This is a genomic window from Gordonia sp. NPDC003950 (assembly GCF_053605205.1).
Genome location: NZ_JBSGIT010000004.1, coordinates 181,844 through 199,709 on the forward strand (window position 1 = coordinate 181,844; position 17,866 = coordinate 199,709).

Consider the following 17,866-nt stretch of genomic DNA (forward strand, 5'->3'; position numbering starts at 1 on the left):
CGGCACGCAAGCGAATAACCGCTCGCGCACACCCTCTCAGAGGGTGCGCGCGATGATCTCCTTCATGATCTCGTTGGTGCCCGCATAGATCTTCTGCACCCGCTGATCCGCCCACATCCGGGCGATCGGGTACTCGTTCATGTAGCCGTAGCCGCCGAAGAGCTGCAAGCACTCGTCGGCGACGACCATGGCCCGGTCGCTGGTCCACCACTTGGCCATTGCCACGGTCGGGATGTCGAGTTTGCCGTCGAGATGCTTGGTGATGCAGTCGTCAACGAAGACGCGCGCGATCTTGGCCTCGGTGGCCACCTCGGCGAGTTTGAACTTGGTGTTCTGGAACCCGAAGATGGGACGGCCGAACGCGGTTCGCTCCTTGGTGTAGGCCAGAGTGTGCGCCAGTGCGGTTTCCATGCCGGCCACCGAGGCGACCGCGATGATCAACCGCTCCTGCGGGAGTTGCTGCATCAGCTGGATGAAGCCCTGCCCCTCCTCTGTGCCGAGGAGATTGTCGACCGGCACGCGCACCCCGTCGAAGAACAGTTCGGAGGTGTCCTGTCCGCGCTGCCCGACCTTGTCGAGCACGCGCCCACGCCGGAATCCCTCTCGATCGGCTTCGACCAGGATCAGCGAGATCCCCTTGGCGCCCTCACTCGCGTCGGTTTTGGCGACCACGATGATGAGGTCGGCCTGACCCCCGTTGGTGATGAAGGTCTTCGAGCCGTCGATGACGTACTCGTCGCCCTGCCGGATCGCCTTGGTCTTGACGTTCTGCAGGTCCGATCCGGTGCCCGGCTCGGTCATCGCGATCGCGCCGACCACCTCGCCGCTGGCCATCTTCGGCAGCCAGGTCTTCTTCTGCTCTTCCGAGCCGTAGGACAGCAGGTAGTGGGCGACGATACCGTTGTGCAGGCTTGCGCCCCACGACGAGTCGGCCACGCGCGCCTGTTCTTCGATGAGGATGGCCTCGTGGGCGAAGCTGCCACCACCGCCGCCGTACTCCTCGGGGATCGACATGCAGAGCAGTCCGAGTTCGCCGGCCTTGTTCCACAGGTCGCGGTCGACGTGGTGCTGCTCGATGAACTTGTCGATGTTCGGCTTGATCTCCTTCTCGCAGAAATTGCGAGCAAGGTCGCGCAGTGCGGTCAGATCGTCGTCTTCCCAGGAAGAGCGTTCCACCATGGTGTGTGTCCCATCGTCACATGAACATGTCAGCGATGATCGTAACAGTGCCCACTGGCAGCATCCGGCCGGGCCGCTCAGGCGTTGCCCTTCGACCACACCGCCCACGGGATGTTCCAGTCACCGAGTCCGTCAGTTCCCGGAAGCGTGCCGCCCACCGTGTTCTTCACGACCACCGGATCACCGCGCAGGGTGTTGCGCATGACCCAGAGGGCGTTGTCGGGGCTCAGGTTCAGGCACCCGTGGCTGGTGTTGGTGTTGCCCTGTGCCCACACCGACCAGGGCGCGGAGTGGAAGAAGATGCCGCTGTAAGACATTCGCGTCGCGTAGTCGACGGGCGTGCGGTAGCCGTCGGCCGAACCGACCGGGACACCGTAGGTGGACGAGTCCATGATGATGTTGTCGTGCTTGTCCGATACCAGGTAGATGCCGTTGTCGGTCGGCGTGGCGTCCTTACCCATCGACGTCGGCATCGAGCGGATCGTCTTGCCATCCTGGACGAACGTCACCTGCTTGGTGTTGTCGTCGGCGGTGATCAACATCGAGCGTCCGACCTTGAAGGTCGCCTTGACGTTCTCCTGACCGAACAGGCCACCACCGAGGTCGATCCCGTAGGTGTTCACCGCGACGTTGACGGTGGTGCCCGGCTTCCAATACTCCTGCGGCCGCCAACGGACCTCGGTGTCACTGATCCAGTAGAAGGCACCCTGCACCGGCGGGTCGGTGGTGACCTTGATGGCCTCCTGCGCGGCACGACGGTTGGTGATCGACTCGTCGAACTTGACCGCGACCGGCTGCCCGACGCCCACCGTCTCGCCGTTGTCCGGGGTCAGGTAGGCCTGGGTGAGATTGTTCGGTGCGCGCGTGGTGAACGACACCTCGCGGGTGGTGGCACCGCCGACGCCGGTCGCATCCGCGGTCAGCGTGTAGGTGCGGTTGTAGCCGAGCGGTTCGCTACTGACCCAACGGGTTCCGTCCTCGCTCAACTCCCCGCCCACGGCCGACCCGTCGGCCTTGTTGATCCGGACGTTGGTCAGCGCACCCTCGCTGGCGACCACCGTGATCGGGGCGCCGGGCTGCACGCCGACGGCATCGTTGGCGAGGGGCTTGTTGCCCCATTCGGTGATCTCGAGGCCGGGCTTGAGCAGTTCGTCGTACAGGACCGAACTGCCGACGTTCGACGAATACTTCGATTCCGACGAGCACGACGTCACCAAGGCGACGATCGCCAGCAACAGCACACCGACCGCGACCGATGACCGCGAGCGATTCCGACCGATCCCCATAACTCTCCCACCTGCAACCATGACCACCAGCAATGCAATCCCCGCAATCCCGCACCAAGTGTACGAGATACCGGATATGTCGGAGTCCCACCCACACGCCCGCCGCTGTCGGCCGAATGACGTCCGACGGTGTTCGCGCGATGAGAGATCCTCGACATGAATGGACGCCCCGCACCAAGCGGGACGTCCATGTCGCTTTCGGGCGATCTTACCAAATTCGCCGGGTCCCCCGGCGCGGCGCGACGCGGTGTCAGCCGGCGCTCGGACCCGTCGTCGGAGCGGTCCCGGAGGTAGGTGCCGATGGCGCCTTCCGGCGGCGGCGAACCCTGACGACGAGGAAGAACACCACGGCGAACACCGCAACCGCGAGGATCACCCCGGCCAGGGTCGCGCCGCGAAAGCCGGGGCCGTCCACGTCCAGGATGCGTTCACCCGCGTGTGCCGCGCTGCTGTTACCGGCCACGATCGACAGCGTCAACAGATTCGGGATCGACACCACCACGGCGAGGACGATCAGCCCGATCGCCCAGTACCGTCCGCCACGCCAACGACGAGTCCACCAGATCGGCACCAGCAGCAACAGTGAGACGGAGGTGCAGACGAATCCGAACGCGAGGCCGTATCCGGTGCCCGAGGTGATGCTGCCGTCGACCATCGAACCGATGTGCTGCGCCCACTCCCGTGGCGCGAACGCCGCGAGGATGAAGTAGGTGATCACCAGCAGCACCGCGAGGATGCCGACGGCGATTGCCTTCCACGCCCACGAGGGCAGACCGTTCGAGGAGGTCGCCGGGCCGACCGGTGTCTTCGCGTTGTCGCTCATGACCACATCGTGGTGACCGGATCGGCCGATTGCCAACCTCGGCACGACACCGTGACCGCTTCGATATCGACCTTCGCGCTTCACGCTGGTCGTCGATGCTCGCGCGGGCCACTTGATGCCTTACCCGCGCGGGAGCCGTACAGAACGACGGGCGGAGCGCCGGGCACCCCGAAATGATCGAAGCCCCCGCCCGGATCATCCGGACGGGGGCTTGTCTGTGCGCCATCAGGGACTCGAACCCCGAACCCGCTGATTAAGAGTCAGCTGCTCTGCCAATTGAGCTAATGGCGCTTGGCGAACCGAGAGGAAACATTACATGACCGGTGCCCCAGAAATGAAATCGGCTGGTCAGGAGCGCATTCCGCTCGGTGTCGCACCGATCGTCAGGCGTTGCCCTTCTTCCAGACCGACCACGGGATGTTCCAGTCACCGAGACCGTCGTCACCCGGAAGGATCGGTCCCACAGCGTTCTTCACGGTGACGATGTCGCCGCGCAGTGCCGTGTTGAGGAACCATTCGGCGTTGTCCGGACTGACGTTCAGGCATCCGTTGCTGACGTCGTCGACGCCCTGGTCACCCAGCGACCAGGGAGCGGAGTGGACGTAGATGCCGCTGTAGGAGATCCGGGTCGCGTCGTACACGGTCTCGCGGTAGCCACCGGGCGAACTGACCGGCACCCCGTAGGTCGACGAGTCCATGATCACGCTCGGATCCCGTTCGGCCACAATGTAAACACCATTGTTGGTCGGGGTGGAGTCCTTACCCATCGAGGTGGGCATCGTGCGGACCACCTTGCCGTTGATCGACACGGTGATCTGGTGGGTGTTGTCGTCGGCGGACGCGATGAGGCTGCGTCCGACGGTGAAGTGGGTGCTCAGGTTGTTGTCGCCGTACACGCCGTCACCGAGGTCGATTCCCTTGGTGTTGACCTTGACGCTGACCTTGGTGCCCGGCTTCCAGTAGTGCTCCGGGCGCCACCGCAGCATCGAGTCGTTGACCCAGTAGAAGGCACCCTCGACCGGCGGGTCGGTGGTGACCTGGATGGCACGCTGCGCGTTGAGCTTGTTGGTGACCGGCTGATCGAAGTTGATCATCACCGGCTGCCCGATGCCGACGGTCTCCCCCTCTGCGGTCACGCTCGACGCCGACGCGGTCGACTCCGCCGAGGCGGTGGTGAACGTCAGCTTCTTGGCTCCGGCACCCTCGATGCCCTGGGCCGCCGCGGTCAGCGTGTAGTCCGACCCGAAGTCGAGGGCGTTGGTCGCGGTCCACGTGGAGCCGTCGGCGGAGACGGTGCCGGCAACCGGCCCGTCGTCGCCGGTGACGACGACCGACTTCAGGCTCCCGTCATGGGCGGTCACCGTGAGCGGCGCACCCGGCATCACTCCTACCGCGTTGTCCTTCACCGGGCGATCGGCCCACCCGGTGACGGCGATACTCGGCTGCCCCAACGAACTCAACGCCGGCGCATTCCCGACCGCGTCGGAATACGACGACGACGCCGTGCAACCTGGCAAAACGGTCACAACAGCGCCGGCGGTGAGTAGGAGGAGTGCGTGTCGGGCGTTGACGCCCCGCACCCGGGTCACCTCATGACCTTGCGAATGACGAGAATGACGACAACCGAACCGACACCGGCGATGGCGTACTTCACCGCGGGCTTGTTCACGAACGCCAGAGCCGCGCTCTTGGCGTCCTCGGTCAGGCGCTGCGGGTTCGCCCGAGCAGCCAGGGTGTCGAGTGTGCTGGCCAGTTCCTCGCGAGCCTTCGCGATGTCCTGTTCGATACGGTCGGTATCCCCGGCCACGTGGTCCTCCAAAACTTCTTACCAACGGAAAAATTACCCGACGAACAGCACCCGACACCGGCACCGGGCCGGGTTCGGGACTGCTGACACAACGCGCCCGCACCCGGATGAAGTTCCCGGCGCGGACGATTGCTGCGTGAGCGCCATCTCAGGCTACGCCATGACCGCTGCTGAGCATGGACGTTGATCGGCTAGCCTGGCGTCATGTCCGAGTCACATCGCCTCGCCGTCGGCGACCCCGCACCCGCCTTCTCACTCCCGGACGCAGAGGGAAATACGGTTTCGCTCGCCGACTACGCAGGGCGAAAGGTGATTGTGTACTTCTACCCGGCCGCCGCCACCCCCGGGTGCACCAAGCAGGCCTGCGACTTCCGCGACAGTCTGTCCGAGCTGAACGGCGCCGGCATCAATGTGATCGGAATCTCACCGGACAAACCGGCAAAGCTCGCGAAGTTCGCCGAGGCCGAGGGCCTCACGTTCCCCTTGCTGAGCGACCCGGACAAGGAGGTGCTCACCGCATGGGGCGCCTTCGGCGAGAAGAAGCTCTACGGCAAGGTCGTTACCGGCGTCATCCGGTCGACGTTCGTCGTCGACGCCGACGGCACCATCGCCCTGGCCCAGTACAACGTCCGCGCCACCGGTCACGTCGCCAAACTCCGTCGCGACATGAAGCTGGACTGACCGCGTAGCCGACGATGACCGCGCAACCGCTGATCCCCCGCAAGAGGCCGACTCAGGAACGCAGCAAACGCAAGTTCTCCGCGATGCTCTCGGCCGCGCGCGATCTGCTCACCGAGGTCGGGTTCGAATCACTGACGTGCGAGGAGATCGCCTCCCGCGCAGACGTTCCCATCGGGACGCTGTATCAGTACTTCGCCAACAAGTACGTCATCGTCTGCGAACTCGACCGGCTCGACACGGTCGCCGTCCGCGAGGAATTGACAGCCTTCGCCTCGGAGGTCCCGTCGTTGGAGTGGCCGGTGCTACTCGAGAAGTTCCTCGATCACCTCGCCGCACTGTGGCGCGACGATCCGTCCCGGCGTGCGGTGTGGCTCGCAGTGCAGTCCACCCCGGCCACCCGGGCCACTGCGTCGCAGAACGAGCGGGTGCTCGCCGAGCAGGTGGCGCGGCTGATCGCGCCGCTGACCCCGTCACAGCGCGATCGCCGCGACATGATGTCGCAGGTCCTCGTCCACACCGCGTACTCGTTGCTGAGCTTCTCCGTGCAGGACGGTCACGATCATCCGGAGACCGTCAGCGAACTCAAACGGATGCTCGCCGGATACCTGCTCCTCGAGGAATCCACCTCGACCATGTGAGGCGAGACGGTGAGACAAGACCGGGCCGCCACAGCGGTGTGGCGGCCCGGACGTCGGGGGTGATGGACCCGCTGCTCAGCCGGCTCCCTCGATGATGGCGACGGCCGCCGCCGACGGACCGTCGTGCGTCAGCGACACGTGCACGAGGGTGTCACGCAGGTGCTCGGCGATCTCGCCGGCCAGCCGGATGGCCGGACGGCCCCAGTTGTCGGTGATCACCTCGATGTCGCTGTGCCGGATCAGCGGCAGCAGTGGCGACCGCGCGAAGCGGCTGACCGACCACGCCTTGACGACGGCTTCCTTGGCGGCCCAGCGGGCGGCGAGGTGACGGGCATCCTCACCGGTTCCGGCGGCAGAGTCCCGCCGCTCCCCGACCGTGAACCGGTCGGAGAACGTGGTACCCGGTTGGGATAATTGCTCGGCGAACTCGGGGACGGACACGATGTCGATCCCCACTCCCAGTACGGCCATGTCTCAGCTCACGCCCGATCCGGACACGGCATCGCCGTAGGCACCCGAGGTGCCCAGGCGCACAGCCGGATCCAGCAGCAGGTCGGCCTCGGCGTCGTGCTCGTCACGGGCCTCGTCGAACCGGCGGTTCGGCGGGCGACGGTAGGCTGCCTCGCCACCGCACATCGCCTGCAGCAGACGCTGGCTGCCGTTGCGCTCCCGCTCGGCGGCCCGGCGACGGTACTCGTCCCGCTCGGCCGGGTCCAGCGAGGCGATGAACGCCTCCGGATGGACGACCGCGATGAGTCCCGACACGTGACCGAAGCCGAGGCTGGTGAGCAGACCGGCCTTGAGCGGGAAGCGATCTCCCAGACGCAGGGTCTCCCGCGCCCACACCAGATGCGGGTACTCGGCCATCTTCTCGTCGACGCAGTCCAGACTGCGGTTGGGCGGGATGACGCCGTCGCGCAGCACCTGGCACAGCCCGATGAGCTGGAAGGCCGCGGCACCACCCTTGGCGTGGCCGGTCAGCGACTTCTGCGACACCACGAACAGCGGCGCGCCCTCGCTCCGGCCGATCGCCGCCGCGAGCCGCTCGTGCAGTTCGGATTCGTTGGGGTCGTTGGCCCGCGTGGATGTGTCGTGCTTGGAGACCACCGCGACGTCGTCGGCGGAGACACCCAATGCATTGAGCGCGTTGGCCAGCGGCGAACTCAGCGCACCGCGGGCCGCGCCCAGGGCACCGAGGCCGGGGGCCGGGATGGAGGTGTGCACGCCGTCGCCGAAGCTCTGCGCCCAGCCCACCACACCGAGGACCGGCAGACCCATCTGCGCCGCGACGTCGCCGCGGGCCAGCAGAATCGTTCCGCCACCCTGGGATTCGACGAATCCGCCGCGTCGACGGTCGTTGGCCCGCGAGTAGCGGCGCTCGTCGATTCCGCGGGCGGCCATCTTGGCCGACTCCGCGGTCGCGGACATGTCACCGAATCCGACGATGCCCTCGATGCCGAGGTCGTCGAAGCCGCCGGCCACCGCGAACAGTGCCTTGCCGAGCCGGATCTTGTCGACGCCCTCTTCCACCGACACCGCGGCGGTGGCGCACGCGGCGACCGGGTGGATCATCGCGCCGTAGCTACCGACGTAGGACTGGACCACGTGGGCGGCAACGATATTCGGCAGGGCCTCCTGCAGGATGTCGTTGGCCTTGGACTCACCGAGAATGGTGTTGATGTAGAGCTCGCGCATCGAGGTCATGCCGCCCATGCCGGTGCCCTGGGTGTTGGCCACCAGACCGGGGTGCACCCAGCGCATCAGTTCGCTCGGGGTGAAGCCCGACGAGAGGAACGCGTCGACGGTGGCGACCAGATTCCACAGCGCCACCCGGTCGATCGACTCGACCATGTCGGCGGAGACGCCCCAGCGAGTCGGATCGAATCCGGTGGGGATCTGACCACCGACGGTGCGGGTCAGGGTGAACGTGCGCGGCACCCGGATCTCGGTGCCGGCCAGTCGTGTGACCTGCCATTCGCCGGACTCCTCGTCGGCGACGACGCGGGTGCGTTCCGGGTCGGCGGCGGCGAAGGCGCGTGCCTCGGCCTCCGAGGACACCGAGAAGGTGAGGTCCTCGTCGAGGAACACCGATGTCAGCAGCGGTGAGGTGTTGTCGATCATGGCGCCGTCGTCGGCGTAGCGACGGATGCCGCAGCGTTCGACGACCACGTCGTGATAGCGCTCGGCGATGTCGGCCTCGGCCACCGGATCACCGGATTCGGTGTCGTACCAGCCCGGCTTGGGCGCGGTGTCCCAGGTGATCAGGCCGGTGTTCCAAGCGAGTTCGAGAACACCTGCGGCCGAGAGCTTTTCGTCGACCTCCATCTCGAATCGGGTGCGCGCCGAGCCGTACGGTCCGAGCTCACCGGCACCGACGATGACGACCATGTCCTCCGGCCGGGCGTCGATGCTCGGCCACTGCGGCGTCATCCCCGCGGTGGCGCGTGCCGGTGCGGGCAGGGCCGCGACGGTGACCGGGGCGTCGGCCGCATCCTCGTCGGCCTCTTCGACCGCGTCGGCTGCCGCTCCGGCAAGGGCTTTCAGGTCGATCGACGGGTCCAGGCCGCCGGTGAAGTCGGCAATGACCGCCGCCTCCTCGGCCGTGACACGGGTGTCGGAGTCGCACAGTCCGAGCAGGTTGGCCGCCATCTCATCGGTGGTCCAGGTGCGCACACCCGCGGCCTCCACGGCGTCGACCATGCCGTCGTTGTGGCCCATCAGACCGGTACCCTTGACCCAGCCGATCAGAGCGTGCGCGAGGGTGGTCTTCGAGCCCCAGGATTCCTCTGCGCCCCAACGGGTCACGAGCGCATCGAGGGCAGCCTTGCTCTCGCCGTAGGCGCCGTCACCACCGAACATGCCGCGGTTGGGCGAGCCCGGCAGCACGACGTGCAGGCGGGCGGCGATGTCGTGGTCGGCACCGATCTCCGAGAGCCCCGCGATCAGTCGCTCGACCGACCACAGCAGCACCTTCATCTCCAGTTCGGCACGGCCACCGGCGTCGGTGAGGTCACCTGCCACCCGCGGAGCGGCGAACGGGAACAGCAGCGTCGGCTTCATCGCCGGCTTGACCACCGCGGTGGTCCCGCCCAGGTTCTCGGTCTGCTCACCGCCCAGCCAGGCCGCGAGTTCGTCGATGTCGGTGTAGGCGGCCATGTTGGCCGGCGCCACCCACAGCGCCGCGTCGTGGCGGGCGTTGTCGCGGAAGAGCTTCTTGTAGAACGCCAGTCGCGACGAGTCCAGACGCGAGGTGGTGGCCACCACGGTGGCGCCGCCGGCCAGCAGGCCCGCGACGACCGATGCGGCGATCGATCCCTTGCTCGCGCCGGTCACCACGGCGACCTGATCGGCGAACTGCCCCTGACCGGGCTCCTCGGCGGCGGCCGCGATGGCACCGTAGAGGCGGGCATGCACCGGATGCCCCTCCGCGGCCGCCTTGGACTGCCACCAGCCGGCGTGCACGGCGACGGTGTGACCGGCGCCGACGAAACGTGCGACCTGCGCGTCGACATCGAGGTCGGCCTCGTCAGCCAGCCACAGACGCACCAGATCCTCTCGCGCGGTGGCCCAGCGGTCGTCGATGAGCACCACTTTGGCCTCGTCGAAGGCCGGTGCCACGGTGCGCGCCCAATCCGAGCCGAGCTCGTCACTGACCCGCTGTGCCACCACGGCATTGGGATCGTCGGCGGCCTCCGGGGTGGAGACCTCCTCGATCAGACCGAGCTTGGCGAGCAGGGTGTTCGCGGCCGAGGCCAGCGCCCCGGAGCGGCCGGTGATCGCTTCGGTGAACTCGCCCAGCGCGGCCGCGTCGACGGTGGCCCCACCGCCGGATTCGGCGGCCGGCTTGGCCACCGCGATCCCGCGGGCGGCACCGGCGGCGACGACGGCCCGGTCGATCAGGCCGTCGAGCGCGTCGGTGTTGGCGACCGCGCCGTCGAGCAGGTCGCCGAGGTCACCGCCACGAACGCTGGCGCCGTCGCGGCTGCCCAACGCGAGCGCGACCTGGGTGTGCAGGGCCCAGCCGGGGCCCAGCTGCCAGACACCGGTCACCCGGTCGGTGATGTAGGACTGGCGCTTGCCGGTCGGGCCGATGACCTTGCGGATCTGGTCGCCGACCGCGTCGGTGAGCACCGTGCCCAGCGGGCGGTAGCCGCGGGCCAGGCTCTCCACGGTCGAGGCGAGCGCGCCCATGTCGGCTTCGGCGGCACCGTCGATGGCACCGAGGCCGAGTTCACCACCGATGTCGAGGAGCAGCTGATTGCGGCGTGAGGACACCCCGTCGCACAACGCCTCGATGGTGTCGGCGCCACCGATCTGATCAACCCGCATCTTGGTCCACAGCGCGATGACGGCCTTGACCGCATCCGCCGGGCCGAAGGAGATGTCGTCGGGACGGGGTCCGGAAGCCGCGGCCGGGGCCGGGGCGGGCGCGGCGGCAGGTGCGGCGGCCGCTGCCGGGGCGGCACTCTCGGTACCCGCATCGGCGGCCGGCTCGTCGGCCTCGTCCTCCGGTTCGGGGCCGGAGTCCTTGGCCAGGATGACATCCGAATCGCGTTCGAGGTTGACGACCTCGGTGGTGGCCGAGCCGTAGGCATCGAGCTTGAGGGTGTTGGTCGCCAGTCCCGACAGGGTCGGCGCGCCCTTCAGTCCGATTTCGACGAAGCGCTGGATGCCCAGGCCGTCACGTTCGGTGCCGGAGAACAGCAGATCCTGCGTCTCGATCCAGCGCACCGGGCTGGCGAACTGCCATGCGAGAAGTTCGATGAGGATGACGCGGGCCAGCTTGGCGGGCTGCGCGGACCACGAATCCCAATCCGCGAGAACCGCATTCAGCGGGTCGGAGGGGACCAACTCGGCGATCTCGGTGACGAAGTCCCGACCGAGGTTGAACATCCGCGGCACCAGGTTCGGGATGTAGTGGCCGATGAGGATCGACGGATCGAACTCCTCGGGCAGCAGCGCGTCGAGTTTGCCGCGAAATTCCGGGACACCGGCACGCAACACCGTGGAGTGGAAGGGAACATCGATGCCGGGCACCAGGATGAAGGAGCGCTTGCCCCCGAATTCGAGACGACGGCGCTCGATCTCCTCCTCGAGCACCTCGAGGCCACGCACCGTACCGACGAGCGCGTACTGCGAGCCGAGCAGGTTGAAGTTCACGACCTCGAGGAACTCGCCCGCCGAGTCACCGAACTCGCTCACCCAGGTGGCGACATCCTCGTCGGCCAGACCGAACTGGCTCGGCCGGATCGCGGCCATCCGATAGTCGCTGCGGCCCTGCTCATCTCGGGGAACGAGATGGTGCATGGCCTCGCCACGCTGGAAGACGACCTCCAGCACGGCCTCGAGCGGAAGCACTCCGGCGCAGGCGGCCAGCGCGTTGTACTCACCGACGGAATGCCCGCAGGTGATGGCGCCCTCGACGAAACCGCCCGACTCCTTGAGCTCGGCGATCTGCGCGACGCCCAGGGTCGCCATGGCGACCTGGGTGAACTGCGTCAGGTTGAGCACACCGTCGGGATGGCTGTAGGTGGTGCCGTTGGCGATCAGGGTGGTCGGGTTGTCCCGCACGACCGCGAGGATCGAGAAGCCCAGCGCCTTGCGGGTGTGCTTGTCGGCGCGATCCCACACTTTGCGTGCGGCCTTCGACCGCGAGCGGGCGTCGAGCCCCATGCCCTTGCTCTGGATGCCCTGGCCGGGGAACGCGTAGACGGTACGCGGCGCGGCGAGCAGTCCGGTGGCGCTCATCACGAGGTCGTCGCCGACCTTGGCGGTGACCTCGACGACCTCGCGGCCGGCGTCGAGTCCGACGCGGTCGACGCGGACACTGATCTCGTCACCGGTACGGACCATGCCGAGATACCGTGCGGTCCAACCGATCAGCGGACGCGGGGACGGGATGGGGTTCTTCGCATCGGTGGCGGTGACGACCTGCTGGGCTGCCGCCGACAACCACATGCCGTGCACGATCGGGTCGCCGAGACCCGCCAGACGGGCCGCGGAGGCGTCGGTGTGGATCGGGTTGCGGTCGCCCGAGACGCCGGCGAAACCGGTCATCCGCGACGGCGCGGTGATGGTCACCACGCGCAGGGTCTTGCGGGTGGCCGAACCCTCGTCGTCGAGCGCTCCGCCGGCCCGCGCCGGGTCGGTGAGTTCGGCGGCGCCGAGGCGTCCGCGGATCGCGAAGCGCTCATCCATCGTCGCGATCGTCGCATCGCCGGCACGCACCTCGACGGCCACCTCGACGACGCGTCCGACCTCGGTGTCGGCGACGGTTCCGGTGGTCGCGGTGACCGTCAGATCAGTTGCGGTGGTCGGGATGTCGCCGACGAGGCGGACCACGTGGTCGAGATGGACGAGGTCGAGCAGACCCTCGATGACCGAGCAGCCCTCGTCGGTGGTGGCCGCGCCGATGACGCTGAACACGCTCGGCCAGCAGGCGCCGACCAGGGTGTCGGGAACCGCGAAACCGAAGGGCTCCGACGGCGTCGTCGGATGCAGGTGCGCGGGCATCGTGTAACCGGTGACGGCGGCGTGGTCGGCCACCGAATCCGGGTTCCACGACACGGTGGTGGTGGAGGCACCGTCGGTGACCTGTGCCAGCAACCCACCGGCGGCGACGGTCAAGATCTCCCGCATCGCGGCGGCGGCATCGTCGGCGAGCACCAGCGGGCTGCCCCCGTCGCGCACCGACGAGTCGATCCGCATCGGGATGCGCACCGCGGCCGAGGAGATCGGGATGATCAGGTCGAAGCGCTCGTCGTCGACCTTCTCCAACACGGCACCGGAGGTCTCGTGTTCGGCGCGCTCGGGCGACACGACGGTCCACCGGTCGCGATCACCCAGGCGGGCAACGGGACTCGGGACGATGCGGCCGGCCCAGCTGACGTCGTCGGCCTCGAGCACCGTGGTGATCGAGCCGGCGTCGGCGACCAGCCCGGCCCGATGGCGTGAGTCGATCGCGACGGGCTGCGCGCCGGCGTCGGTGAGGTCGGTGGCCACCTGCGCCTCGAAACGGTCGAGCAGATCGCCCACCGGCTCGTCGACCCGGGTGATACCGGCGACGGCCACCGGACCGGGGATGATGCAGACGGCGTCGGCGCCGTAGCGGGCGTCGTGCGCCTGCCACAGCGAGTCGCTGCGCCACCACCGGCGGACGTCCTTGTCGATGACCGGGACGAAGTTGACCGGCTTGCCCGGGGTACGGCACTGGTCGAGGAAGAAGGCGACGTCGGCGGGATGCAGGATGTCGACCTCGACGGCCGGGTAGACGCCGATGACGGCATCGATCGCGGCATGCGCATCCTCGACGCTGGCGACGTCGGCGAACATCGTCGGGATCTCACCGGAGTCGAGCGGGTTCATCCGGGCCTCGGTGCGGCGCAGCATCTCCACGAAGCGCTGCTTCCAGGTGATGTCGGCCCACGGCAGCTGATCGGCGTCGGCCGCACCGACCGACAGGGTCGCGAAACGCTCCAGCCACTGCCGGTAGGTCATCTCGGCGACGTCACCGAAGTACGGCTTGGCGGTCGGCGCCATGGCGGCGATGATCTCGTCCCGGCGGTCGGCGACGGCGTCGGCGTCACCGGCGACCTCGTCGAGCAGGCGACCGCAGCGCGACGCGGCGTTGTCTACCTCGTGGATGTCGGCGCCGAGTTGGCTTCGGCCGGAAGCCATTCCGGCGGTAGCGTGGCCTGCGCCGATCCATTCGTCGCAGCCGACGGTGTCGACGAGCAACTGCTTGACCTCGGGTGCGGTGGTCGCCTCGAGGGTGGCCATCGCCGCGGTGCCGATGAGGATGCCGTCCAGCGGCATCGTCGGGTAGCCGTGGTCGGTGGCCCAGGCGCCGGTCAGGTAGGCGCTGGCACGTTCCGGTGTGCCGATACCGCCGCCGACGCAGACGACGATGTTCGGGCGGGCGCGGAGTTCGCCGTAGGTGGCCAGCAGCAGGTCGTCGAGGTCTTCCCAGGAGTGATGGCCGCCGGCGCGTCCACCTTCGATCTGGACGATCACCGGGTGGTGGGGCACCTCGGCGGCGATGCGGATGACCGAGCGGATCTGCTCCACGGTGCCCGGCTTGAAGGCGACGAAACGCAGTCCGGCCTCGACGAATTCGTCGACGAGGGCGACGGCCTCGTCGAGTTCGGGGATACCGGCGGAGACGATCACACCGTCGAGCGGGGCGCCCTGGGCGCGGGCCTTCTGCACCAGGCGTTTGCCGCCCAGTTGCAGCTTCCACAGGTAGGGATCGAGGAACAGTGCGTTGAACTGTGCCAGCCGGCCCGGCTCGAGGAGGTCGGTCAGGGTGGCGACGTTGTCGGCGAAAATCTGCTCGGTGACCTGTCCACCACCGGCGAGCTCGGCCCAGTGGCCGGCGTTGGCGGCGGCTGCGACGATGGCGGGGTCGACGGTTGTCGGGGTCATGCCGGCGAGCAGCATCGGCGAGCGGCCGGTCAGCTTGGTGAAGGATGTTTCGACGACGCGACGGCCGTCGGGCAGCTCGGCGATGGTCGGGGCGAACTCGGACCAGGGGCGCGCAACCTCGGGAATACCGGCGGGGCTGAACAGATTTCGCTGACCGCCGCGCAGCGCCGCGGCCACGAGTCCGACACCCTGACCGCGGACCAGCGGCGCCGAGAGTCGGGTGGCGAGGTCACCGGGGCCGAAGTCGAGGATCCATCGGGCGCCGGCGTCGATGACGGAGTCCACGGTCGCGACCCAGTCGACCGGCTCGACCAGGATGGAACGGGCGTGCCGCAATGCCAGGTCGACGTCGATTCCGCACAGCGCAGCCCATTCGCCGACGAGATCGACCGCGTCGGCCATCCCGGGGTGGTGGAAGGCGACACTGACCTGGAGGTGGTCGGTGGTGGGGTCGAACGGCGCGCCGCCGATCACCTTGCGCTTGCGGTCGGCGGCCTCGGCCTCGGCGACCTGCTCGCAGCGCTCGGCGAAGGCCCGCAGATGGCGCGGTGCGCCGGACAGCACCACCGAGGTGCGGCTGTTGCGGATGGCGACGACGGGGGCGGCGGCGAGTTCACCGACGGAGAGGTTCGCGCGGTACTCCTGCAGCAGCGCGTCGATCCGCTCGGGGCGGATGCCGGTGATCGCCAGCATGGGTGGGCCCTCGCTCGTGGTGGCGAGTCCGCGGCGACGCGCGATGATGGTTCCGGCCGCCCCGACGAGGTGGGCGACGGCCAGCAGCAGGCCCTGCCCGGACTCGGCGACGTGCCCGTCGGCACCGATGGCGCCGGTCGCCAGCGAGCCCTGGGAATGGCCGACGACGGTGACCGGTGCCGGGCTCGTGGTGTCGAGGCCCTGTTTCTTCAGCGATTCGATGGCTGCCAGCTGGGTCAGCAGCACACCGGGACCCGACAGGGTGAAGTCGGCGAGTTCGGCGTCGGCGGGGACCTGCTCACCGGTGTCGATGGCGTGCACCCAGGACAGCGGATGGAAGCCGTCGGGGCGCGCCATGGTGATCGCGTCGGCGACCGGTTCGACGAGTCGTTCGGCCGCCTCGACCACGGCCGACACCCGATGTTCGAGATCGGCGTCGATCACCAGCTCGGCCAGCGTCGGCAACCACGCAGAGCCCTGCCCGCCGAAACTGATCGCGTAGGCCTCGCCGTTCTCGAGCCGATCGATCAGGCTCTCCGAGGGGCCGGTCTGGGCGCGGGCGGTTCCGGTGCGGTGGTGATCGACGGTCACATGAACTCCTGTGGGTTGTGTCCGGATTGGGGTGCGACCGACGACGACGCCGAGTCAGGGCGTGCGTCATCGCGACCACCACCCGTTGGCTTGCGGGCTGGCCTCGCGTCGCTCTGTTGTACTGAACGCGCCTGTACCACAAGTCCTTTGGGGCTACGGCATTCATCGGTGAAGCACCGTCGACGTGTTCGTGGGACCAATCATGGCACACAAAAGTGAGGGATTCCTCATGTTCCGAACTGACCCCGCGGTATACCGGTCGGTAATCTCGCGGGTAACACAGGCGTCCACCGAGTGGCCCGTCACACCCCCGTGGGTTGCGGCAGTTCACGGGCGCTTTTGCCGCACCGAGCGAGCGTTCCGCAGGTCAGGGATGGTCTGTTATCTAATCGTTATGTGAGGTGAAACACGTCCGCGCGCGTTGTCGTATGAGTGGGTCGAGCGTCCACCTCCGATGTGCGTCGGGCCGGACCCGTAGGGTGTGGTGATTATGACCGACTGCGTATTCTGCGACATCGTGACCGGCGCCGCGCCGGCGCGGCAGATCTACGCCGACGACCACGTCGTCGCCTTCCTCGACATCCGCCCGATCATGCGCGGACACACCCTGGTCGTCCCGCGCACCCACTCCGGCGGACTCACCGACCTGGGCATCGACGACGGCGCCCGCATGTGGGCCGCGGGGCGACGGATCGCGGCCGCGATGAAGGTCTCCGACCTGGTGGTCGACGGCATCAATCTGGCCCTCAACGACGGTTCCGCGGCGTTCCAGACGGTGTTTCACACCCACCTGCACGTGCTTCCGCGCGCCGACGGCGACCGCATCCGATTCGTCCGCGGACTCCTCGTGCGACGCGACCCGAACCCCGACGAGACCGCCGCCATCCTGCGCGAGGCGATGGGCACCCTGCCGTGACGACCTCCGCCGCCTTCGACGAGGTGGTCGCCCTCACCGCGCAGGCCCGCTGGATCACCGTGTTCTCCGGCGCCGGCATGAGCGCTGAGAGTGGTATCCCGACCTTCCGCGATGCGCAGGTGGGGCTGTGGGAGAACTATGATCCGGCCTCCTTGGCCACCCCCGAGGCATGGGAGGCCGACCCGGACCTGATGTGGGCCTGGTATCGGTGGCGCGCCCGACTCGTGCGACGGTCCGAGCCGAACGCGGGCCACCACGCCCTCGCCGATCTGCCGACCGCGGGACTCGACGACTCCGGCGATTCCGAGGCACGTGCGGTGATGATCGTGACCCAGAACGTCGACGATCTGCACGAGCGCGCCGGCACCCCGGTGCTCAGTCACCTGCACGGCAGCCTCTTCGCACCGCGGTGCTCCCGGTGCGCCACGCCGTACGACCCCGACGCCATGCTCGACAGGTCCGAACCCGATTCCGATCTCGACACCCCGCCGACGTCCCGGAGGACACCGCCGTCCTGCCCGATCTGCGGGGGGCGGGTCCGCCCCGGCGTGGTGTGGTTCGGTGAGGCCCTACCCGAAGACGCCTGGCAACGTGCCGAAAGCGCCTTCCGCGCAGCCGATCTGGTGATCGTGGTGGGAACCAGCGGAGTGGTGTACCCGGCCGCGTCGCTGCCCGAGCGCGCCGCGGCGGCCGGTGTGCCGGTCGTCGAGATCAACCCGGAGCCCTCGGCGCTGTCCGCGGCGGCATCACATCATCTGCGGGCCACCGCGGCCACCGCCCTGCCCGCGGTGGTGAGCGCCCTCGTCCAGCGGTGAGAGAACCGACCCC

At 68.2% G+C, this 17,866-nt stretch carries 11 protein-coding genes and 1 tRNA gene; 4 read left to right on the plus strand and 8 right to left on the minus strand.

Annotation, left to right across the window (positions count from 1 at the left end; translation table 11 throughout):
- Positions 1-36: 36 nt before the first annotated feature.
- The 6 genes from ACWETB_RS05285 to ACWETB_RS05310 form a co-directional block, all read right to left on the minus strand.
- On the minus strand, positions 37-1,179 hold the full coding sequence (locus ACWETB_RS05285) for an acyl-CoA dehydrogenase family protein (protein ID WP_452209768.1): 1,143 nt from the start codon (positions 1,177-1,179) through the stop codon (positions 37-39).
- A gap of 77 nt (positions 1,180-1,256) precedes the next feature.
- Complete coding sequence (locus ACWETB_RS05290) at positions 1,257-2,465, minus strand: L,D-transpeptidase (protein ID WP_452209770.1); 1,209 nt, start codon at positions 2,463-2,465, stop codon at positions 1,257-1,259.
- 250 nt (positions 2,466-2,715) lie between these two features.
- Positions 2,716-3,288, minus strand: coding sequence for a permease (locus ACWETB_RS05295; protein WP_452209772.1), 573 nt, complete (start codon positions 3,286-3,288; stop codon positions 2,716-2,718).
- Between the two features lie 218 nt (positions 3,289-3,506).
- Positions 3,507-3,579 (minus strand) — tRNA-Lys (locus ACWETB_RS05300).
- Between the two features lie 92 nt (positions 3,580-3,671).
- Complete coding sequence (locus tag ACWETB_RS05305) at positions 3,672-4,877, minus strand: L,D-transpeptidase (protein ID WP_452209774.1); 1,206 nt, start codon at positions 4,875-4,877, stop codon at positions 3,672-3,674.
- Positions 4,874-5,095 (minus strand): DUF3618 domain-containing protein, encoded by a 222-nt coding sequence (locus ACWETB_RS05310; protein WP_348803294.1) that lies wholly within the window; start codon positions 5,093-5,095, stop codon positions 4,874-4,876. The genes ACWETB_RS05305 and ACWETB_RS05310 overlap by 4 nt, the downstream gene beginning before the upstream one ends.
- Positions 5,096-5,299: 204 nt before the next feature.
- Here ACWETB_RS05310 and bcp point away from each other — a divergent pair, with 204 nt between their 5' ends.
- Together bcp and ACWETB_RS05320 are read left to right on the plus strand one after the other, a co-directional pair.
- On the plus strand, positions 5,300-5,776 hold the full coding sequence (gene bcp, locus ACWETB_RS05315; RefSeq protein WP_452209777.1) for a thioredoxin-dependent thiol peroxidase: 477 nt from the start codon (positions 5,300-5,302) through the stop codon (positions 5,774-5,776).
- Between the two features lie 14 nt (positions 5,777-5,790).
- Positions 5,791-6,414, plus strand: a complete 624-nt coding sequence (locus ACWETB_RS05320) for a TetR family transcriptional regulator (RefSeq protein ID WP_452209779.1) — start codon at positions 5,791-5,793, stop codon at positions 6,412-6,414.
- Between the two features lie 75 nt (positions 6,415-6,489).
- Here ACWETB_RS05320 and acpS read toward each other — a convergent pair whose 3' ends face one another.
- Entirely contained in the window at positions 6,490-6,885 is a 396-nt protein-coding gene (acpS, locus tag ACWETB_RS05325) for a holo-ACP synthase AcpS (protein WP_348803290.1), read from the minus strand.
- A 3-nt stretch (positions 6,886-6,888) separates the two neighbouring features.
- A complete protein-coding gene (locus tag ACWETB_RS05330; protein ID WP_452209781.1) occupies positions 6,889-16,122 on the minus strand; it encodes a fatty acid synthase subunit beta domain-containing protein in 9,234 nt (3,077 codons plus the stop codon).
- Between the two features lie 490 nt (positions 16,123-16,612).
- On the opposite strand from ACWETB_RS05330, the gene ACWETB_RS05335 reads away from it, so the two are divergent.
- Positions 16,613-17,038, plus strand: coding sequence for an HIT family protein (locus ACWETB_RS05335; RefSeq protein ID WP_449744096.1), 426 nt, complete (start codon positions 16,613-16,615; stop codon positions 17,036-17,038).
- A complete protein-coding gene (locus ACWETB_RS05340; RefSeq protein WP_452209784.1) occupies positions 17,035-17,853 on the plus strand; it encodes an SIR2 family NAD-dependent protein deacylase in 819 nt (272 codons plus the stop codon). The genes ACWETB_RS05335 and ACWETB_RS05340 overlap by 4 nt, the downstream gene beginning before the upstream one ends.
- The last annotated feature ends 13 nt before the right edge of the window (positions 17,854-17,866 follow it).